The sequence below is a fragment of the Gottfriedia luciferensis genome (assembly GCF_001712755.1).
In the GTDB taxonomy this organism is placed as follows: domain Bacteria; phylum Bacillota; class Bacilli; order Bacillales; family Bacillaceae_G; genus Gottfriedia; species Gottfriedia luciferensis_B.
This window is the reverse complement of the sequence record NZ_MDKC01000010.1, coordinates 25,863-42,790: the sequence shown is the minus strand read 5'-3', so window position 1 is coordinate 42,790 and position 16,928 is coordinate 25,863. Positions and strand designations below refer to the sequence as shown.

Sequence of the window (16,928 nt, the reverse complement as noted above, 5' to 3'; positions counted from 1 at the left end):
ATTATTAAAAACGATAAATTTCAACCCTAATAAAATACAGTAACATTTACTAACTATTATCCGTAAAAAATAAAAAAGCCCAATCCTTTTGAAAGGGAATTGAGCAATAACTTTCTGATTTTCACCTATTTAGTTTCTGCACATTTATCAAGCTCCCACTTGATGTTTAGATTCATTAACGTTTAAATTTTCTTTTGGTCTCACGAAAATAAAAAATGCCACTCCAAAAATAAGCATTAAACATGTTGCTAACAAAATTGAATGATTGTATCCAAGATTAATGTTTGTACCCGCAGATTGTATGACTTTCCCTGTAATAATCGAACCAATTGTACCTGCCAAAGAACTGATTCCAACTATTAATCCACTCATAAATCCTTTTTTAGAAGGTAATAAGCTATTTACTATTTGAGGACTTAGACCAAACATAAGAATACATAGTCCTTGTATAATAGAAAACATAGCAATTATGATTACTGTTGAAGAAATAATCGTTAATAAATAAGTTAGTATTCCCGCAATAATCAATGAAAGTCCACCAACGAATACATGTGATCTTCGATAGCTTTGGTTTTTCTTATATAATTGATCTACAAATCTAGAAATAATGATATTAACAATAATTCCTAAAATCCCAATAAATGCTATGGCGTAACTCATTTGACTTTGTGTGAAATGTTTTGCTTGTACCAAAAAAGAAGGAAGCCACACAATACTAAATGAAGTCATCCAGTAAGCTGAAAAGGAAGCTAAACATGAAAAAATAAAAGTTGGCTTTCGTAAAATTGACATAACTTGAATTTTACTTACTAAAGAATCGGATCTTAATTCCTGTTTTTCTAATTGAACATTCGGTTTTTCACGACCAAACCAAACCCAACATATAAACCAAATCATACTCAGCATACCTAAAGAGCCATATGCCATCCTCCATCCACTAGACGAAATGATTGCGACTAAAATCGGTGCAGATACTAATGCTCCAATCGTATTTCCTAAGTTCAAAATGGATAAAGCAAAACTTTGCGAGTCTTTCGAAAACCATTTACTCAAATGATTGACAGCAGTTGCATAAAAAGGCCCTTCACCTATCCCTAACATTACTCGTGACAAAATTAGTAATGGGAAACCAGTAATGAAAAATGCACTAAACTGAACAATTGACCAAAAAACCGCCAACATCGCCAACATTTTTTTTGTCCCGATTCGATCTGATAAAGCTCCTCCTACCATGCCTGCTATCGAGAAAAACCAGAAAAAACTACTTCCAACGATCCCCCATTGTTCATATGAAAGTCGAAATTCTTTCATTATAGGAACAGCTGAGAATCCAGCAACCGACTTATCTGCAAAATTGATAATACCTAATACAAAAATACAAGCAAGAATTTTCCAACGATTCAATCCAAATCTCTCCTATAAACTCAATTATACTTCGTTGATAATAGATAAAAACTATTTTTGATAAGTTAATCCTACATTAATCATGTCATGGTAACTATTATAATATGACTTTTTTCAAAACACATATAGGACTAAACTCACTTTAAAAATAAATAAAATAAACAGAAGAGAGCACATATGCCTCTTCTGTTTTTCGTTTACTTACTTTATTCAACCATTTACTTAGAATCTTTACTAATACAGTTTCCATTAAAAGGAACACAGATTTTTGTATTTGGACAAAAACCAGGATTTTTAGCACATAATGAAGCAGCATATTCAGGATTCAACCTACGCATTTGATTAAAATAACAGCCAATATAATGATTACGAGCAATACTATTTAGTTGAAATGATACCGGAAAATTTTTTTTTACATGTCGATAATAGAGGCCTCTTGCAGTAAATGGGGGAGGATACGATTCTGCAGGCAACGTAGGAATAATGTCATGTACATTAAATATGCGTACACTATTTTTTACAGTTTGATCGAATCGATATGCAAACTCTGGATCGGCTACCCTTGGACTACCGAATGTATAAACATATGGTGTTTTATAATCTGTATTTATCGCAATATCAAATGAACATAAAACGGCCAAAGCTCCTCCTAAACTATATCCTGTTATGAATAGTTTTTTATCACGTGAAAGCTTCATTAATTCTCTCATCATTTCATTTCTAGCAGATTGATAAATACAAGTAAAACCACGATGAGTTTTGCCAACATTTTCAACAAACGGATACTCTACTTGATATAAGTCCTGATCTGATTCATTATCTTTAAATGAATCAGTACCTCTAAAAGCAATAACGATCTCATTATTTGATTCTGCGATAAAACCAAATGGTTCTGCCTCCGGTTCTTCTACTCCTGCAAATGCGTAAATTGTATGAATCAGTTTAAATCTTTTCGGTAAGATTATTTCACCTTTTTCATTTTCAATCAGTTGATTCGATTGATGACACATTACGGCAAGTAAAATAGCGTCTGAACTATTGAACACCTCTTCTCCATTACGTGAATGTTTCATATAAAACACCACCTTCTTTAAGGACAAGGTTTTGGACAGTTACAAGTTCTCTGAAACGGAAAACACATTTCTGAGCTGGGGCAAAAACCAGGATTTTCTGAGCACAACACTTCTGAATAATTTGGATTCAATTGACTTAGATTTTTAAAATAGCAACCTATCCCATCGTTTCGTGGTGTATCGTTCAGCTGAAAAGAAAGTGGATACTTTGTATTTACGTGTTCATAAAATATTCCATCTTCTGTAAATGGAGGAGGATAAACTTTATCTGGAAATGTTGCAAAAGAATCGTGAATATTAACAACTCTATTGCTATTTCGAACGATTTGATTAAATTTGAAAACAAATTCTGGATTTCCAACACGAGGACTACCAAAAGTATAGACGAATATATTTTCAAATTTTGTATTTACAACAAGATCTAAAGAAGCTAACGTTGCTAAAGCTCCACCATAATTATGTCCAGTTATGAATAGGCTTTTCTTCTTTGAAAATTTATTTATTTCTTTTAATAATTTTTTTCTTGTAGATTGATAAATACAAGTAAAACCTCGAGAAGTCTTTCCCGCATTTTCTACATATGGATATGGTACTTGGAGAATATCATATGCTGCAATAAGATCTGCCGGATAAGAGGCGTATCCTCTAAATGCAATGATGACATTTTCACTCGATTCAGCAATAAATCCAAATACTTCTTTAGTGGGATTTTCTACATTCACATCAGCAAAAATAGTATATTTTAGCACATAGCCTTTCGGTAAATTAATTTTTCCTGTTTGATAAAGTACATAAGCTTGATAGCTAAATGCAGCAAGTAGTATAGCTTCTTTACTATTGAAACTATTTCTTTTGGATGAGAGATTCATATACCCACGCCCTATCGTTTATTGCATGCCTATTATGCACCTGACTCTTTAAATTTGAACAATATGCTCATTGTCCTCTCCTTATAATTAATCCTATTTATTTTTTGTGTAAAAATAAAGGAACCAGACTGCATGATTTTGCTCATCTTTTGCCGCTCTACTAAAAGCATTTTTAATAAATTGATTTGATGTTCCGTCTGAAACACTTAAATAAAAATCGACTGTTTCTTGTTCATCTTTTAGTGCAAACTCAAGACCTTCTATATAGACATCAGGACAATTTTCTGTAATTTTCGGCTGTGGGTTTCTCCCTGTTAAACTAGTATAAATTGATACAAACTGATTGTAGTGTTTTATTTCATCTTCCCTTATTTCTAATATGGTTTTACGTTCCTCCTCTTTCTTTACTAAATTCGCTAATTTCGCATAGCAACTAATTGCTGAATATTCACCATTGATAGCTTTTTCAACGTCACTTATTAATTTCTGATCTCTTACATTCAAGTTTCGGTAGTTTTGATAATAATACATAACCACACCTCTTTAATTCTTAATTAGGAAAAGTTATTTTTTATTAATACCTCATATATTGTATGTTTCGTATAGCAATATTAAGTTATTTTTTTGTTAACACTTTTTAAACTGTAATTCTTAATATTCTTCATCAACTTAAAAACGTTTATATTCACTTTTTTTGTTTGCACTTATTTTTCTTAAGACTTCCAAATAAAAAAGCATGAAATAAACATTTCATGCTTTTAATACTATTTTCTCAAATGATAAGGAACTGTCGTAACGACTACATCTTTCTGACTAATCAACCAAAGTCGAAGTAATAATGCAGTTTGATTATGCAGAAGATTATGCCACCATCTTTTAGGAATAAATTGTGGAATCACAATTTGAACGTGACTATTTTGCTCTTTTGCTTCAATTATCTTAATGAATCTTGATAGTGGTGCTAATACTGATCGATATGGGCTTTTTAAAACGACTAGGCGACAAGGTGTACCCCATTCTTCCCACTTTTCTTCCATTCCTTTGATCGATTCATCATCAAAACCTACATAGACTGCAATTGGTTCAGTAGCAATACCTTTTGCAAATGATAATGTATTGTGAACAACACGATGAGTACCCGACACTAATACAACTGTTATAACTTTATTTGCTTCTGGTTTAAAAGAACTTAAATCAATCCTTAATTCGCTTGCTACATTTTGATAATGTTTATAAATAGCTAAAGAGAAGAAAATTATTGTCGGAATAACAACTAAAACAACCCAAGCACCATCAGCAAATTTTGTAACTGCAAATATAACCGTAACAACAGAAGTTACAATTAAACCGATAATATTTATTGCTAATTTCACTTGCCATTTCGGTCCTTTAACCCGCTTCCACCTTCTTGTTAAACCTAATTGCGCTATTGTAAAAGATAAAAATACACCGATTGCGTACAGTGGAATTAATGCATTTGTATGCGCTTGGAATGCAATAATTAAAATACTAGCCGCTGCAGCAAGTGCGATGATTCCGTTTGAGTAACCTAAACGATCACCTCGGTTTGTAAATCCTCGAGGTAAAAATCCATCTGCCGCTACAATCGCCGCCAATTGAGAAAATCCTGTAAACGTTGAGTTAGCAGCTAAAATTAAAATGATAAACGTAAACCAAATGATAACTTGATACAGTATTCCATGTCCGAAATAGACTTTTATTAATTGTGATAACATCGTATCGTTTGGATTAGGTGAAATACCATTCACATATAAATGATAGGCAAAACCTAAAAGTGTAATTGAAGTTATAACACCTAGCGCTATATATGTTTTAATTGCATTTTTTTGACGAGGTTCCCTAAAAACTGGTACTGCATTTGAAATAGTTTCAATACCTGTTAAAGCTGAACATGCAGAACTAAATGCTTTTAATACAAGCAAAATACTTAAACCTTGTGGAACAGTACCAAATGTAGGTGTATGATGCTGTACAAAACCATGTTGCAATTCATCAAAAAATCCAGTAAATATTAAAAGTAACATACAAATCATGAAGCCAAATGTTGGCCATGCGAAAATTCTTGCAGACTCTGCAACCCCACGAAGATTAACAACTAATAATAGAAATACACAAAAAATAGCTAACACTGTTTCATAAGGTGCAACAGCTGGGTATGCAGATGCAACAGCTTCTAAAGCAGCAGATACTGAAACCGCAACAGTTAAAATATAATCAACTAATAGTGAGCTTGAAGCGATGAGCGAAACCCATCGAGGTTTGAAATTGTCTTTTGCAATCGCATATGCCCCGCCACCACTAGGATAAGCTAATATTCCCATAATATATGAAAGAATAAGTAATCCTAATAAAAGAACAGTTGCGATTGTAATTGGTATGATATACCAGTGTGCTTTTGCCCCTAGACCGATCAACTCGGTCATTCCAGCCTCTGGTCCATAAGATACAGATGAATACAAATCGGCTGCAAGAATCGGTAAGGCAATAAACCAAATCAACTTATTATGCTGAGCATGGATCTCTGCAGTTCTCATTGGTCTACCAATAAAAACTCGTTTTACGCTGTTAAAATTTGCAACTGAGTAATAAATCCCAAAAATCGCTAAAATAAAAAGTCCTAGTTCTATATAATCGGACGGATGATGCATAAATTTCTCCCCTTTTCTTAAAAAAACGTACAAAAAAACACTAAGCTTTACTTAGTGTTTAAAAACAATACTAAATAAACCCCCTTCTTTAAATGCTTACGAGGTTAGCTGTCGGATTCGGGATTAAAGAATACCCCTACCTTTACAAAAAAGGATTCACCCCTATAAAGAAATGGTTCCCCCGCTCTTTTTAAGATTAAGCAACTATGGTTTGAAAATAGAGAAATATAAAATTTTCAAATGTAAATATATAACTTTAGGATAAATTTGTAAAGAGACTTTTTTTAAAATTTACATTATAAATTTGGAATCTCAAAATAATAGCAATCTAATGGATCAACAAATATAGGAAGAAATGAGTGGCAAAAAAAATCTCTTTTTCCCTCTTCCTGCTATAATTATCGTACTTGATTCCAAACGATTTGTTGTGAATTTCCAGTTACAACTATATTTGTTAATACACTTTGTACTTCTTTTTGATTAAACGTTGAAATTGTTTTATTCGTTTCTGACATATTCGTTTCGTACCCAGTCAGTAAAATAGAAAATCCACATCCAACTACTAAAGATAAAATTACTTTTTTCATTTTGTTTTCTCCTCTCAATTTTTTTCATATAAAAAAACCATGACCTATGGCCGTGGTTTGACGTTCATTATTAAACGTAAGACCATCTTTAGGAAAATTCGCTACTAATTAGCGCGCTTGATTCCAAACGATCTCTTTCGATTGATCAACTGCTACAATACTTGATAACACGTTTTGTACCTCAGTTTGATTAAACATAGAGACCTTTTTATTAACTTCTGACTTATTCGTTTCGTACCCAGTCAGTAAAATAGAAAATCCACATCCAACTACTAAAGATAAAATAACTTTTTTCATTTTTGTATTCTCCTTTCGATTTTTTTCATATAAAAAACCATGACCAAATGGCCGTGGTTTGACGTTCGTTTTTAAACGTAAGACCAACTTTATCATGATAAAATACACTCGTCAAATGGTGATTTTTGGAATATTTATTGTAAACGATTACTTGAAATAAATGATTTTAGTTGCTCTATTTTTGGTAATCGTTTACATATTTATCACGATAAAAATAAGTACATTTTACTAAAAAACGCTACTCATGAGAAAATAATTTTTAATTTAAAATTGTATTTTTAAAACTTATTCGATATTTGAAAATCTATGTAAATCCCTATTTTCTCCAATCATAACTAATACATCTCCTTCATGTATAATTTCATCAGGAGAAGGTGAGATATTAACTACTCCTTCGCTTTTTATAGCGATGACAGTTAAATTAAATTCTACTCTAATGTTTAATTCTTTCAAACTTTTCCCAACCATTTTTGAAGGTAACTTAATTTCTTCAATACTGTAATTTTGAGCGAGTTCAATAAAGTTTAAAACATTTGGAGACATTAATTGATGAGCTACTCTTTCTCCCATATTCTTTTCCGGATAGATAACCCAATCAGCCCCCACTTTTTTTAACACTTCACCATGACGCTTATTTAATGCTTTTGCAACAATTTTATCAATTTTCAATTCATTTAAAACTAAGGTTGTTAAAATACTAGATTGCATATCATTTCCAATCGCTACAATCACTGTGTCAAAGTTACCTATACCAATAGCCTTTAAAGCTTCATCATTTGTAGAATCTGCTATTACTGCATGTGTAGCTGTGTCTGCAAACTGATTAATTCGATCTTCATTAATATCAATTACTAACACTTCATTACCGTGTTGTAATAAAGTATTCACAATACCTGAGCCGAATCTACCGAGTCCAATGACTGCATATTGTTTTTTCATATTCACATTGCTCCTATAAATTGAATTATGGTCCGATTTAACCAATCATGATTTTACCCTTTGGTCGTTTAAAAGGATCCGAAGTTCTTCTTAATGTAACAGCAAAAGCAATCGTCAATGGACCAACCCTTCCCGCAAACATTGTTAAAATGATCAAAATCCTTCCAATTGGTGTTAGATCAGGGGTCAATCCCATAGATAATCCAACAGTTCCAAATGCAGAAGTTGCTTCAAATAAGATCATTAAGAAGTCCTTTCCATGTTCTGTAATTGTCAATATCATGGTTACAAAGATAACAATAAGCAGACCACATACAGTAACAGTAAGTGCCTTATAAATAGTGTCATACATTATACTTCTTTTAAAAAATACAACATCCTCTTTCCCTTTAATCTGTGAACGAACAGCTCCTAATAATGTAGCGAATGTAGTCGTTTTTATCCCTCCACCCGTAGAACCCGGAGATGCCCCAATAAACATTAAAATGATAATAATAAAAAGTGTGGGTTGCGTTAAATCAGGTATATTGAGTGTATTGGATCCTGCCGTTCTAGGTGTCACAGATTGATACAATGATCCCAGAAATTTGCCAGTCCAAGATAAAGGCTGTAATGTTTTAGGATTATGCAATTCTAAGAAGAAAATCAGAACAGTTCCTAAAACTAATAAATAAATACTTGTTTGAAGAACTACTTTAGTATGTAAAGAGAGAAAGCCTGTTTGTTTATATTCATACAATTCGTTCATTACGATAAAACCAATTCCGCCAAGTGTAATCAATAAACAAACTACAATTGTAACAGTAGGATCTGCAACATAGCCAGTTAGACTCTTAAATCCTCCCATTAAATCAAACCCAGCATTGTTAAAATTAGAAACAGAATGAAATAGTCCAAAATAGATTGCCTTTCTAATTGGCATATCAAATGAAAAACGAATTGCTAATATGATCCCACCAACTAATTCGATCACAATTGTAAAAATAAAGATTCTCTTTACTAAACGAACAATTCCTGCAATTGATAAATTATTCAATGCTTCCTGCAATAACAACCGTTCTTTTAGAGAAATTCTCTTACCTAAAAGAACTGCAAAAAAAGTAGCAAATGTCATAAAACCTAAACCCCCAACTTGAATGAGCGACAAGATAACTAATTGTCCAAATAATGTGAACGTTGTACCGGTATCCACTACAACTAATCCAGTCACACAAGTAGCAGATGTAGAAGTGAATAAAGCATCCAACCAATTCAACCCTTTTCCATCCATAGTAGCGATTGGTAGAGCTAGAAGAATACTACCTAAAACTATAATAAGAGCAAATCCAATCACTAAAACTTTTGATGGGTCTAAGGAAGGCTCCAGCTTTTTTTTCATAGTAGTACATCTCCTCTTTTCATATTGTTTTGCCCTATTTGATTATTAGCGTACCCAATGAGAAAAAAATATAATAATTACTTGATATATTCTTAATAAATATTTCGAGTTCAACAAGGTCAATCTAAGATTAGTTTATAAGTGCCTAAAGAGGTGATCTATTATGGAATCAGTAGTAATGAAGACTGTTGAACATGAATTGTATATAATTACTTTCGTCTTGATTTTTGGATTATTGGCAATTAAATTAGCTGAAAAAATAAAAATTCCTGATGTAGCTTTATTTATGATAATCGGAATATTAGTAGGTCCATCAGTATTTAATTTCATTTCATTGCCAAATGAATCAGTGGCAAATCAGTTCATTATCGTCCTAGGTTCTGTCTTAATTCTGTTTGAAGGTGGTAAAGCCATTCATGTTTCCGTTTTAAAAAAAGTATGGATTACCATCTCTCTACTATCGACTCTTGGAGTCATTATTACAGCATTAGTTGTAGCAGTTACAGCTTTTTATTTATTGAAGCTACCATTCTTATATGCACTTTTGCTTGCATCAGTCATCGCATCTACAGACCCAGCAACTTTGATTCCAGTTTTTAAACAAGTTACGATCCATGAAAAAGTAAGACAAACTGTAGAAAGTGAATCAGCCTTTAATGATGCAACGGGTTCTATTTTGGCATTTACTATACTTGGAGTCATTTTAGGACAATCGCAATTATCCATTTCAGCTAGTATTTGGAGTTTTTTTCGTGAAGCTGGGGGTGGAATATTAGTTGGAATAATTGTTGGTTTCTTTGGAGCTTTTTTTACTTCATCACATAGATGGGCATTTTTAAATAAATACAGCACAATTGTCAGTCTAGTATTAGCAATTAGCTCATATTTAGTAGCTGGATTGATTCATGCTAGTGGGTTTATGGCAACTTTTACAGCTGGTCTTATTTTAGGTAATCCACAATTGTTTCGTCTTCATATTTCAGATGAAACTAAAACAACAGATGCACATTTTTCGGATAATGTTACATTAATTATGAGGAAACTTATTTTTATGTTACTTGGTACCCAAGTTAATTTTCATATTTTAAGTAAATTTTGGATACAAGGAGTACTAATTGTTTTAGTTTTCATGTTTATTGCGAGACCGCTTACAGTCCTTTTTTGTGCTTTGCCAGATCGAAAAGCAAAATGGACATGGAAAGAAATTTTGTTTATGTTTTGGGTTCGTGAAACGGGAGTTATTCCTGCTGCACTTTCTGGGATGATTGTAGCTGCTGGAGTTAAATATGCAAACGAAATAACAACAGTTACTTTTATCGCCATTCTAATGACAATTCTTATACAGGCTAGTACCACGGGTTATGTAGCTAAAAAATTAGGTCTTGTTATAGAGAAATCTAATTTAAACAACAATTAAAAAACCTTGAGTATATACTTATGAATTCAATAAAAAAGACAACTGTTAAAAGTCGTCTTTTTTATTTTTGTATTTCGAATTCATATTTAGCAATTTTCCGTTGAATTTTCTTTAAATTTTCTTCTGTTTCTTTTATTTGCTGTAAAACATTTTCTTCTTGCTGTTTCATAAGATCTAAACGTTGATTCAAGGTTTCTTCTCCACGCATAGTCCAGTCAACAAATTGCTTTATTTTTTTGATTGGCATTCCTGTATTTTTTAAGCATAAGATCATTTCGATCAATTTAAGTGAATCCTTATCGAAAATTCTGTCTCCACTTTCAGTTCTTTTTAGAAAGGGTAACAATCCTTGTTTGTCATAGTATCTTAATTGAGAAATTGTTAAGTTATTTAACTTTGCTACTTGCCCAATTGTATAATTCATGAACTCTCCCTTACCACGGCATAATGCCATTTGCATTTAATATTTTGCCATTATAATTTATATTACTTAACGCAAAGTCAGCTATGATTTTGGCACCCTCAGCTGTTGTTTTTCCTCCAGCCGAATTATGATTTAAGTCCGTTGTTGTAAATCCGGGTGTAACACCGAAAATTTCTGGACCGTTACTTCCAAATTCTTTACCAAATGTTAATGTTAAAGAATTATTAGCTGTTTTTGAAGAATTATAACCTAAAATATTAATTGGGTCAGTTTCACCGCGGTCAAACATTGTTTGTGATGCCATATCGGTCGTTACATTAATAATTTTTCCTCGTTCTGATTTATTAACCAATGGTAAAAAAGTTTGGATCATTTGGAAAGTTCCAAAGAAATTTACTTCAAAGGCCTGACGTAATGTTTCAAGTTTGATTTCACTTGGTTTAATATTAAAATCAGGTGCAATACCTGCATTATTTATTAAAAGATCTAGGTGATTAGTTATCACATTAATTTTTGCGAGAGAATTTTGTATCGATTCTGTATTAGTGACATCAACTGGAATAAAGGTAATATTTGATAATCCTAAAGATTTAACAGCTTGCTTCCCTAATTCTTCATTTCGAGCACCTAAAAATACATGGTAATCTTTTTCTGCCAACTGACGAACAACTTCTAATCCTATTCCTTTATTAGCCCCTGTTACAAAAGCAAATTTTTTCATTTAAGTTTCCTCCAATTTGTTAATTTGTTTCTTACAAATCAGAGATTACAGCCTAAACCTAAGTTTAGGTCAAGGGTTTTTAAGAAAAAAGTTTTTTATATTTTATCCTGTCCTTCTTTAGGGTCAGCAACTACTAAAACATCTAAGTGGCGCAACTCCCTTAACAACTTTTGAACGATTGATCCTGCTTTTATTTCCTCCCATCTAGAACGGGCTGACTGCCCAATAATTACATGAGTTGTCTTTTTTTCTAAAATATTTTTTACTAATTCAATAAAAACGTGTCTTCGATCAGTTGTTTCATACAATTCAAACTTTCCACCTAAGCGTGCAGTTAAATCTTTTATTTTTTTTAATGAAAGTTTTTCTTCTTCTGAAAAATTGTCATGTACTTTAACATACGATACATACAATTTAGCTTTTAGCCGATATGCAATTCGAAAGCCTCTACGAATAAGTCTTTCATTATTAGGTTTTAAATTTACACAAACAAAAATGACTTCCTCTTGTCTCCAAGGTCCTCTAAGTGATAAATCTCTTTCCCACGCCTCAAGACGTTCATCTACATCATCTGCGACTTCCCTTAATGCTAATTCCCTTAATGCAATTAAATTTCCAGTTTTAAAGAAATTATTTAGTGATTGTTCGATTTTAATTGGTGCATAAATTCTCCCTTCTTTCATTCTTTCTCTAAGTGCTTTTGGAGAAATATCAATTAATTCGATTTCATTAGCATCTTTAAGTATGTGATCAGGAACTGTTTCTCTCACTCTTATTCCAGCAATTTGTTCGACACTATCATTTAAGCTTTCAACATGTTGTATATTCATTGTAGAAATTACTGATATCCCTGCTTCCAGAATCTCTTCAACATCCAAATATCTCTTATTATATTTACTTCCTGGAACATTCGTATGCGCTAATTCATCTATTAACACGACCTCTGGATTTCTTTGTATAATAGCCTCAGTATCCATTTCTTCTAAAGTTGTTTCTTTGTAAGGAATGACTTTTCTCGGGATTACGTCTAAAACTCCTACTTTTTCCAAGGTTTCTTTCCTACCATGCGTTTCAAGTAACCCAATGACGATATCGATTCCTTTTTTCTTTAACTCATTACCTTCTCTTAACATCGTATATGTTTTTCCGACACCAGGAGCCGCTCCTATATAAACTTTTAAGGAACCACGTTTAATTTTATGAATTTCCTGAGCAAGCTCTTGTGGATTTAAGCGACGATATGGATCTGTTATTTCTTTATTTACTTGCATTGTAGGAATTAATCTTTCACCATCTTTTCGGGCTCGATCAGCAACAATAAATACATCTATATTTTTACTTTTTCTTAAAATTTTATTAACGATCGAACCATTTACAATCTCTTCCGATCGAGTTCTTTTTGATTGCCCGAGTACAATACTTGTTATATTATTTCGAACTGAATATTCAACTATTTCACTCGCAATTGATTTACTTCTTAATGGCAATTCTTCAAAATTTCCTCCGACTTTTTCAACAAGTTTTATGATGGAGCGTTTAAACGTTAATTCATCAGTAGTGAATTTTTTGTTAGGGGGTTGAAAACATACTACTTGTAAATCTCCACCTAATCTTTTGGAAATTTGTTGCCCCCTACGTATCAAAATAGAACCATTCCAATGATATTGAACAGTAACTAAAATTTTTTCTGACGCTCCGGATGGTCCTACCATACCATGTATTTCTCTATATTCATCAAGCTCATCATTTACTTCGTTAGCTATAAAACGTAGTGCTAACTCCCGAAGTACTGCTAAGTTGCTTTTATGAAATAACTGAGTATATTTTGTGTTTTCATCATTATTGTTAAAATCTTCTTTTGATCTTTCTAAAATAACTTCAGGTGTTACATCTAATAACTTAACTTCATTAGCCAATGACAAAGTATCTTCTGGAACAAATAATTCCACTTTAACTTTTCCACCGGTCAATTTATCAGCTTCATCATATACTTCTTTAATTTCATATATATTCATAGTTGTAATAACACTTATATTTTTGGAGATTAAATAATTAATATCTTCTAAACGTGTTGGAAACATTGCTTCTGGTCGATTTTGATGAGCTATGGAATCAACAAGTACTACTTCTGGATTTCTTTTAATAATTGCATCCAAATCAAGGTCATGTTTAATCGTTCCTTCTTCTTCCCAATGGACAGTAGGGACTTTATCCAAATTTCCTATTTGATCAATTGTTTTTTGACGGTTCGTCTCACTAATTAAACCAATTACAACATCAATCCCACGTTCTCTTAAAACATTACCTTCTTGTAGCATATGGTATGTCTTTCCAGATCCACTTACTGTCCCAATGATTATTTTTAATCTACCTTTTTTGATTTTCTGTATGGATGCTAGTAATTCCTCGGGTGTTTTTCTACGAAACTGTTTACCACTCAATATTCTTCCTCCTTTCTCTATACATAGGAAAAAGGAGAGACTTCTCTCCCCTTTTATATTAATTTCTGTAATGCTAAGTTCAGTTCTAATATATTCACACGCGGCTCTCCAAATATTCCTAATTGACGACCAGTTGTATGAGAATCGATTAAAGCCCTTAATTTATCCTCTGAAATCCCTGTTGCCTTAGCAACCCTCGGTACTTGAGCTTTTACTGCTTCTGGGGATAAATCAGGATCAAATCCCGAACCAGACGTTGTTACTAAATCTGCTGGTATTGTTTTACCAAGATCATTATTTTCTTTTTTTAAATTATTTACTTTATCTTTTGTTGCTTTAACATATTCCTTTGATGCGACAGCAGCATTAGTTGCAGCTGAAGCAGTAGGATTATAATTCGCAGCAGACGCTCTAGAATGGAACCATTCAGGCCCTTTAAATTCTTGAGCTAGTAATTTGGAACCGGTAACTTTTCCATTCGTTTCTATTAAACTACCATCTGCTTGTTTTGGGAAAATAGCTTGTGCAACTCCTGTTGTAGCTAATGGATATCCCAATCCGCAAATTAATAACAATACAATAGATGCTCTTATCGCAATCATAACTGATCTCACATTAAATCCTCCATTTCCAATCTATTAAACAAAATGCAATGTGGATACAAGCATATCAATAATTTTAATTCCAATGAACGGAGCAATAACACCACCAAGTCCGTAGATTAATAAGTTTTTGGATAATAGTTTATTTGCATCCATCGGCTTATACTTCGCACCCTTCATCGCAACAGGAATGAGGAGAGGAATGATGATTGCATTAAATATTAATGCTGATAGGATTGCAGACTTAGGCGAATTCAGTCCCATAATATTAAGATAATCTAATTGCGGAATTGCCATTATAAATAAGGCTGGGATAATCGCAAAATACTTCGCAATATCATTTGCGATTGAAAATGTTGTTAATGAACCACGTGTGATTAGTAATTGCTTACCAATCGCAATAACAGATAATAGTTTAGTAGGATCAGAGTCTAAGTCGATCATATTTGCTGCTTCTTTTGCAGCCATTGTTCCTGAATTCATCGCTAAACCAACATCAGCTTGAGCTAGGGCAGGAGCATCATTTGTTCCATCTCCAGTCATCGCAACTAACTTTCCTTCATTTTGTTCATTTTTAATCGCAGCGATTTTATCTTCTGGTTTTGCTTCTGCAATAAACTCGTCAACACCTGCTTCTCTGGCAATAGTTGCAGCTGTCAACGGGTTATCACCTGTACACATAACCGTTTTGATCCCCATCGCTCTTAATTCTTCAAATCGTTCTTTCAATCCTGGTTTTACTGTATCTTTTAAATAAATAACACCGTAAATTTGATTATTTATTGCAACAGCAAGTGGTGTACCTCCAGCTTTTGCTACAACATTTGATTTTTCCTCAAGGTCAGGAGGAATGTTTCCTCCTTTAGCGGCAATATATTTCTTAATTGCGTCTACCGCTCCTTTTCGAATTTCAGTTCCATCTTTTAAATTTAAACCTGACATTCTAGTTTCAGCAGTAAATTCAATTACCTCGGCGTCTTTATATTCATTTTGATCCCAACTTAGTCCAGTTTTATGTGCCAACTCTACAACAGAACGTCCCTCTGGCGTTTCATCTTTTACGGAAGATTTTAAAGAAGCCATCGTTACCTCTTTTTCAGTTATACTACCAACTGGAATGAATTCATTTGCCATACGGTTACCAAACGTAATCGTACCAGTTTTATCTAAAATCATCGTATCAATATCACCAGCTGCTTCAACTGCTTTACCAGACATAGCTAATACATTAAATTGTGTTACACGGTTCATCCCTGCAATACCGATTGCTGATAGTAACCCACCAATCGTTGTAGGAATTAAACAAACAAGTAACGCGATTAATGTTGCAACATCAATTGAGACATTTAAATAATTCGCAATTGGAACAAGTGTCATAATCACGATTAAAAAAACTAGTGTTAACACTGCTAATAAAGTAGTTAATGCCACCTCATTCGGTGTCTTTTGACGAGCTGCTCCCTCTACTAAAGAAATCATTCGGTCAATAAATGATTCACCAGGATCAGTTAAAATTTTAACAATAATATAATCTGAAACGACTGTAGTCCCTCCAGTAACAGATGAAAAATCTCCTCCTGCTTCTTTAATAACTGGTGCTGATTCACCTGTTATAGCTGATTCATCAATCGATGCAAGACCTTCAATAATTTCTCCATCTGAAGGAATAATTTCTCCTGTATCTACTCGAACGATATCTCCTTTTCTCAGTGAGGTTGATGGTGCTTCTATATAAGACCCATCTTTTTGTCTTAACTTTGCATTTGTTTCTGATTTTGTTTTTCTTAGTGTATCTGCCTGCGCTTTACCACGCCCTTCAGCAAGTGCTTCTGCAAAATTAGCAAATAATACTGTAAATAAAAGAATTAAAAATACAGCAATATTATATATTCTACCTACTGTACTGATTCCAAAAAGATCTGGTTTAATTGATAGAATAAGAGTTATGAAAGTCCCGACTTCTACTACAAACATGACTGGATTTTTTATCATCACAAGTGGATTTAATTTTTTAAATGAATCAATCACAGCTTGCGTTTTTATTGCTTTTGATAGTGGCTTATTTTCGATTGCCATTTGTTCATTCTCCTCCTTAGCTATTACCGTT

General features: G+C 32.9%; 15 protein-coding genes and 1 riboswitch. Of the genes, 1 reads left to right on the top strand and 14 read right to left on the bottom strand.

All coding sequences use genetic code 11. From position 1 onward, the window contains the following. Positions 1-147: 147 nt before the first annotated feature. From BED47_RS09565 to BED47_RS09525, 9 genes are all read right to left on the bottom strand, one after another. The gene (locus BED47_RS09565) at positions 148-1,404 is read right to left on the bottom strand and encodes an MFS transporter (RefSeq protein WP_069033512.1); all 1,257 of its coding nucleotides are present in this window, start codon (positions 1,402-1,404) and stop codon (positions 148-150) included. 218 nt (positions 1,405-1,622) lie between these two features. Then, positions 1,623-2,477, bottom strand: coding sequence for a lipase family protein (locus BED47_RS09560; RefSeq protein WP_069033511.1), 855 nt, complete (start codon positions 2,475-2,477; stop codon positions 1,623-1,625). Between the two features lie 17 nt (positions 2,478-2,494). Continuing rightward, positions 2,495-3,346: a lipase family protein gene (locus BED47_RS09555; RefSeq protein ID WP_069033510.1), complete on the bottom strand. Its 852-nt coding sequence runs from the start codon at positions 3,344-3,346 to the stop codon at positions 2,495-2,497. Between the two features lie 93 nt (positions 3,347-3,439). Further along, positions 3,440-3,877, bottom strand: a complete 438-nt coding sequence (locus tag BED47_RS09550) for a ferritin family protein (RefSeq protein WP_069033509.1) — start codon at positions 3,875-3,877, stop codon at positions 3,440-3,442. A gap of 233 nt (positions 3,878-4,110) precedes the next feature. Then, positions 4,111-6,015 carry an APC family permease gene (locus BED47_RS09545; RefSeq protein ID WP_084006852.1) on the bottom strand — a complete coding sequence of 635 codons (1,905 nt, stop codon included), beginning with the start codon at positions 6,013-6,015 and terminating at the stop codon, positions 4,111-4,113. 78 nt (positions 6,016-6,093) lie between these two features. Continuing rightward, positions 6,094-6,228, bottom strand: a riboswitch (cyclic di-AMP (ydaO/yuaA leader). Between the two features lie 185 nt (positions 6,229-6,413). Next, positions 6,414-6,602: a hypothetical protein gene (locus tag BED47_RS09540; protein WP_025671293.1), complete on the bottom strand. Its 189-nt coding sequence runs from the start codon at positions 6,600-6,602 to the stop codon at positions 6,414-6,416. A gap of 108 nt (positions 6,603-6,710) precedes the next feature. Further along, a complete protein-coding gene (locus tag BED47_RS09535; RefSeq protein WP_069033508.1) occupies positions 6,711-6,899 on the bottom strand; it encodes a hypothetical protein in 189 nt (62 codons plus the stop codon). Positions 6,900-7,184: 285 nt separating this feature from the next. Next, entirely contained in the window at positions 7,185-7,838 is a 654-nt protein-coding gene (locus BED47_RS09530) for a potassium channel family protein (RefSeq protein WP_069033507.1), read from the bottom strand. 37 nt (positions 7,839-7,875) lie between these two features. Beyond that, a complete protein-coding gene (locus tag BED47_RS09525) occupies positions 7,876-9,216 on the bottom strand; it encodes a TrkH family potassium uptake protein (RefSeq protein ID WP_069033506.1) in 1,341 nt (446 codons plus the stop codon). Between the two features lie 163 nt (positions 9,217-9,379). Between BED47_RS09525 and BED47_RS09520 the strand changes: the two genes are divergently transcribed. Further along, entirely contained in the window at positions 9,380-10,633 is a 1,254-nt protein-coding gene (locus tag BED47_RS09520; protein ID WP_069033505.1) for a cation:proton antiporter, read from the top strand. 61 nt (positions 10,634-10,694) lie between these two features. Here BED47_RS09520 and BED47_RS09515 read toward each other — a convergent pair whose 3' ends face one another. The 5 genes from BED47_RS09515 to kdpB all read right to left on the bottom strand — a co-directional run bounded on the left by BED47_RS09515 (position 10,695) and on the right by kdpB (position 16,897). Continuing rightward, positions 10,695-11,057 carry a MerR family transcriptional regulator gene (locus tag BED47_RS09515; RefSeq protein ID WP_069033504.1) on the bottom strand — a complete coding sequence of 121 codons (363 nt, stop codon included), beginning with the start codon at positions 11,055-11,057 and terminating at the stop codon, positions 10,695-10,697. Positions 11,058-11,067: 10 nt separating this feature from the next. Further along, positions 11,068-11,778, bottom strand: a complete 711-nt coding sequence (locus BED47_RS09510; protein ID WP_069033503.1) for an SDR family NAD(P)-dependent oxidoreductase — start codon at positions 11,776-11,778, stop codon at positions 11,068-11,070. 95 nt (positions 11,779-11,873) lie between these two features. Next, entirely contained in the window at positions 11,874-14,219 is a 2,346-nt protein-coding gene (locus BED47_RS24360; protein ID WP_069033502.1) for a universal stress protein, read from the bottom strand. A gap of 53 nt (positions 14,220-14,272) precedes the next feature. Further along, positions 14,273-14,833: a potassium-transporting ATPase subunit KdpC gene (kdpC, locus tag BED47_RS09500; protein ID WP_098948014.1), complete on the bottom strand. Its 561-nt coding sequence runs from the start codon at positions 14,831-14,833 to the stop codon at positions 14,273-14,275. 24 nt (positions 14,834-14,857) lie between these two features. Further along, on the bottom strand, positions 14,858-16,897 hold the full coding sequence (gene kdpB, locus BED47_RS09495; protein ID WP_069033501.1) for a potassium-transporting ATPase subunit KdpB: 2,040 nt from the start codon (positions 16,895-16,897) through the stop codon (positions 14,858-14,860). Positions 16,898-16,928 lie beyond the last annotated feature (31 nt).

Bases quoted from the DNA above. Each gene is read 5' to 3' on its own strand.
- kdpB (WP_069033501.1), bottom strand. From the start codon at position 16,897: ATGGCAATCGAAAATAAGCCACTATCAAAAGCAATAAAAACGCAAGCT.
- BED47_RS09555 (WP_069033510.1), bottom strand. From the start codon at position 3,346: ATGAATCTCTCATCCAAAAGAAATAGTTTCAATAGTAAAGAAGCTATA.
- BED47_RS09535 (WP_069033508.1), bottom strand. From the start codon at position 6,899: ATGAAAAAAGTTATTTTATCTTTAGTAGTTGGATGTGGATTTTCTATT.
- BED47_RS09540 (WP_025671293.1), bottom strand. From the start codon at position 6,602: ATGAAAAAAGTAATTTTATCTTTAGTAGTTGGATGTGGATTTTCTATT.
- BED47_RS09545 (WP_084006852.1), bottom strand. From the start codon at position 6,015: ATGCATCATCCGTCCGATTATATAGAACTAGGACTTTTTATTTTAGCG.
- BED47_RS09520 (WP_069033505.1), top strand. From the start codon at position 9,380: ATGGAATCAGTAGTAATGAAGACTGTTGAACATGAATTGTATATAATT.
- BED47_RS09530 (WP_069033507.1), bottom strand. From the start codon at position 7,838: ATGAAAAAACAATATGCAGTCATTGGACTCGGTAGATTCGGCTCAGGT.
- BED47_RS09510 (WP_069033503.1), bottom strand. From the start codon at position 11,778: ATGAAAAAATTTGCTTTTGTAACAGGGGCTAATAAAGGAATAGGATTA.
- BED47_RS09550 (WP_069033509.1), bottom strand. From the start codon at position 3,877: ATGTATTATTATCAAAACTACCGAAACTTGAATGTAAGAGATCAGAAA.
- BED47_RS09515 (WP_069033504.1), bottom strand. From the start codon at position 11,057: ATGAATTATACAATTGGGCAAGTAGCAAAGTTAAATAACTTAACAATT.
- BED47_RS09560 (WP_069033511.1), bottom strand. From the start codon at position 2,477: ATGAAACATTCACGTAATGGAGAAGAGGTGTTCAATAGTTCAGACGCT.
- BED47_RS09525 (WP_069033506.1), bottom strand. From the start codon at position 9,216: ATGAAAAAAAAGCTGGAGCCTTCCTTAGACCCATCAAAAGTTTTAGTG.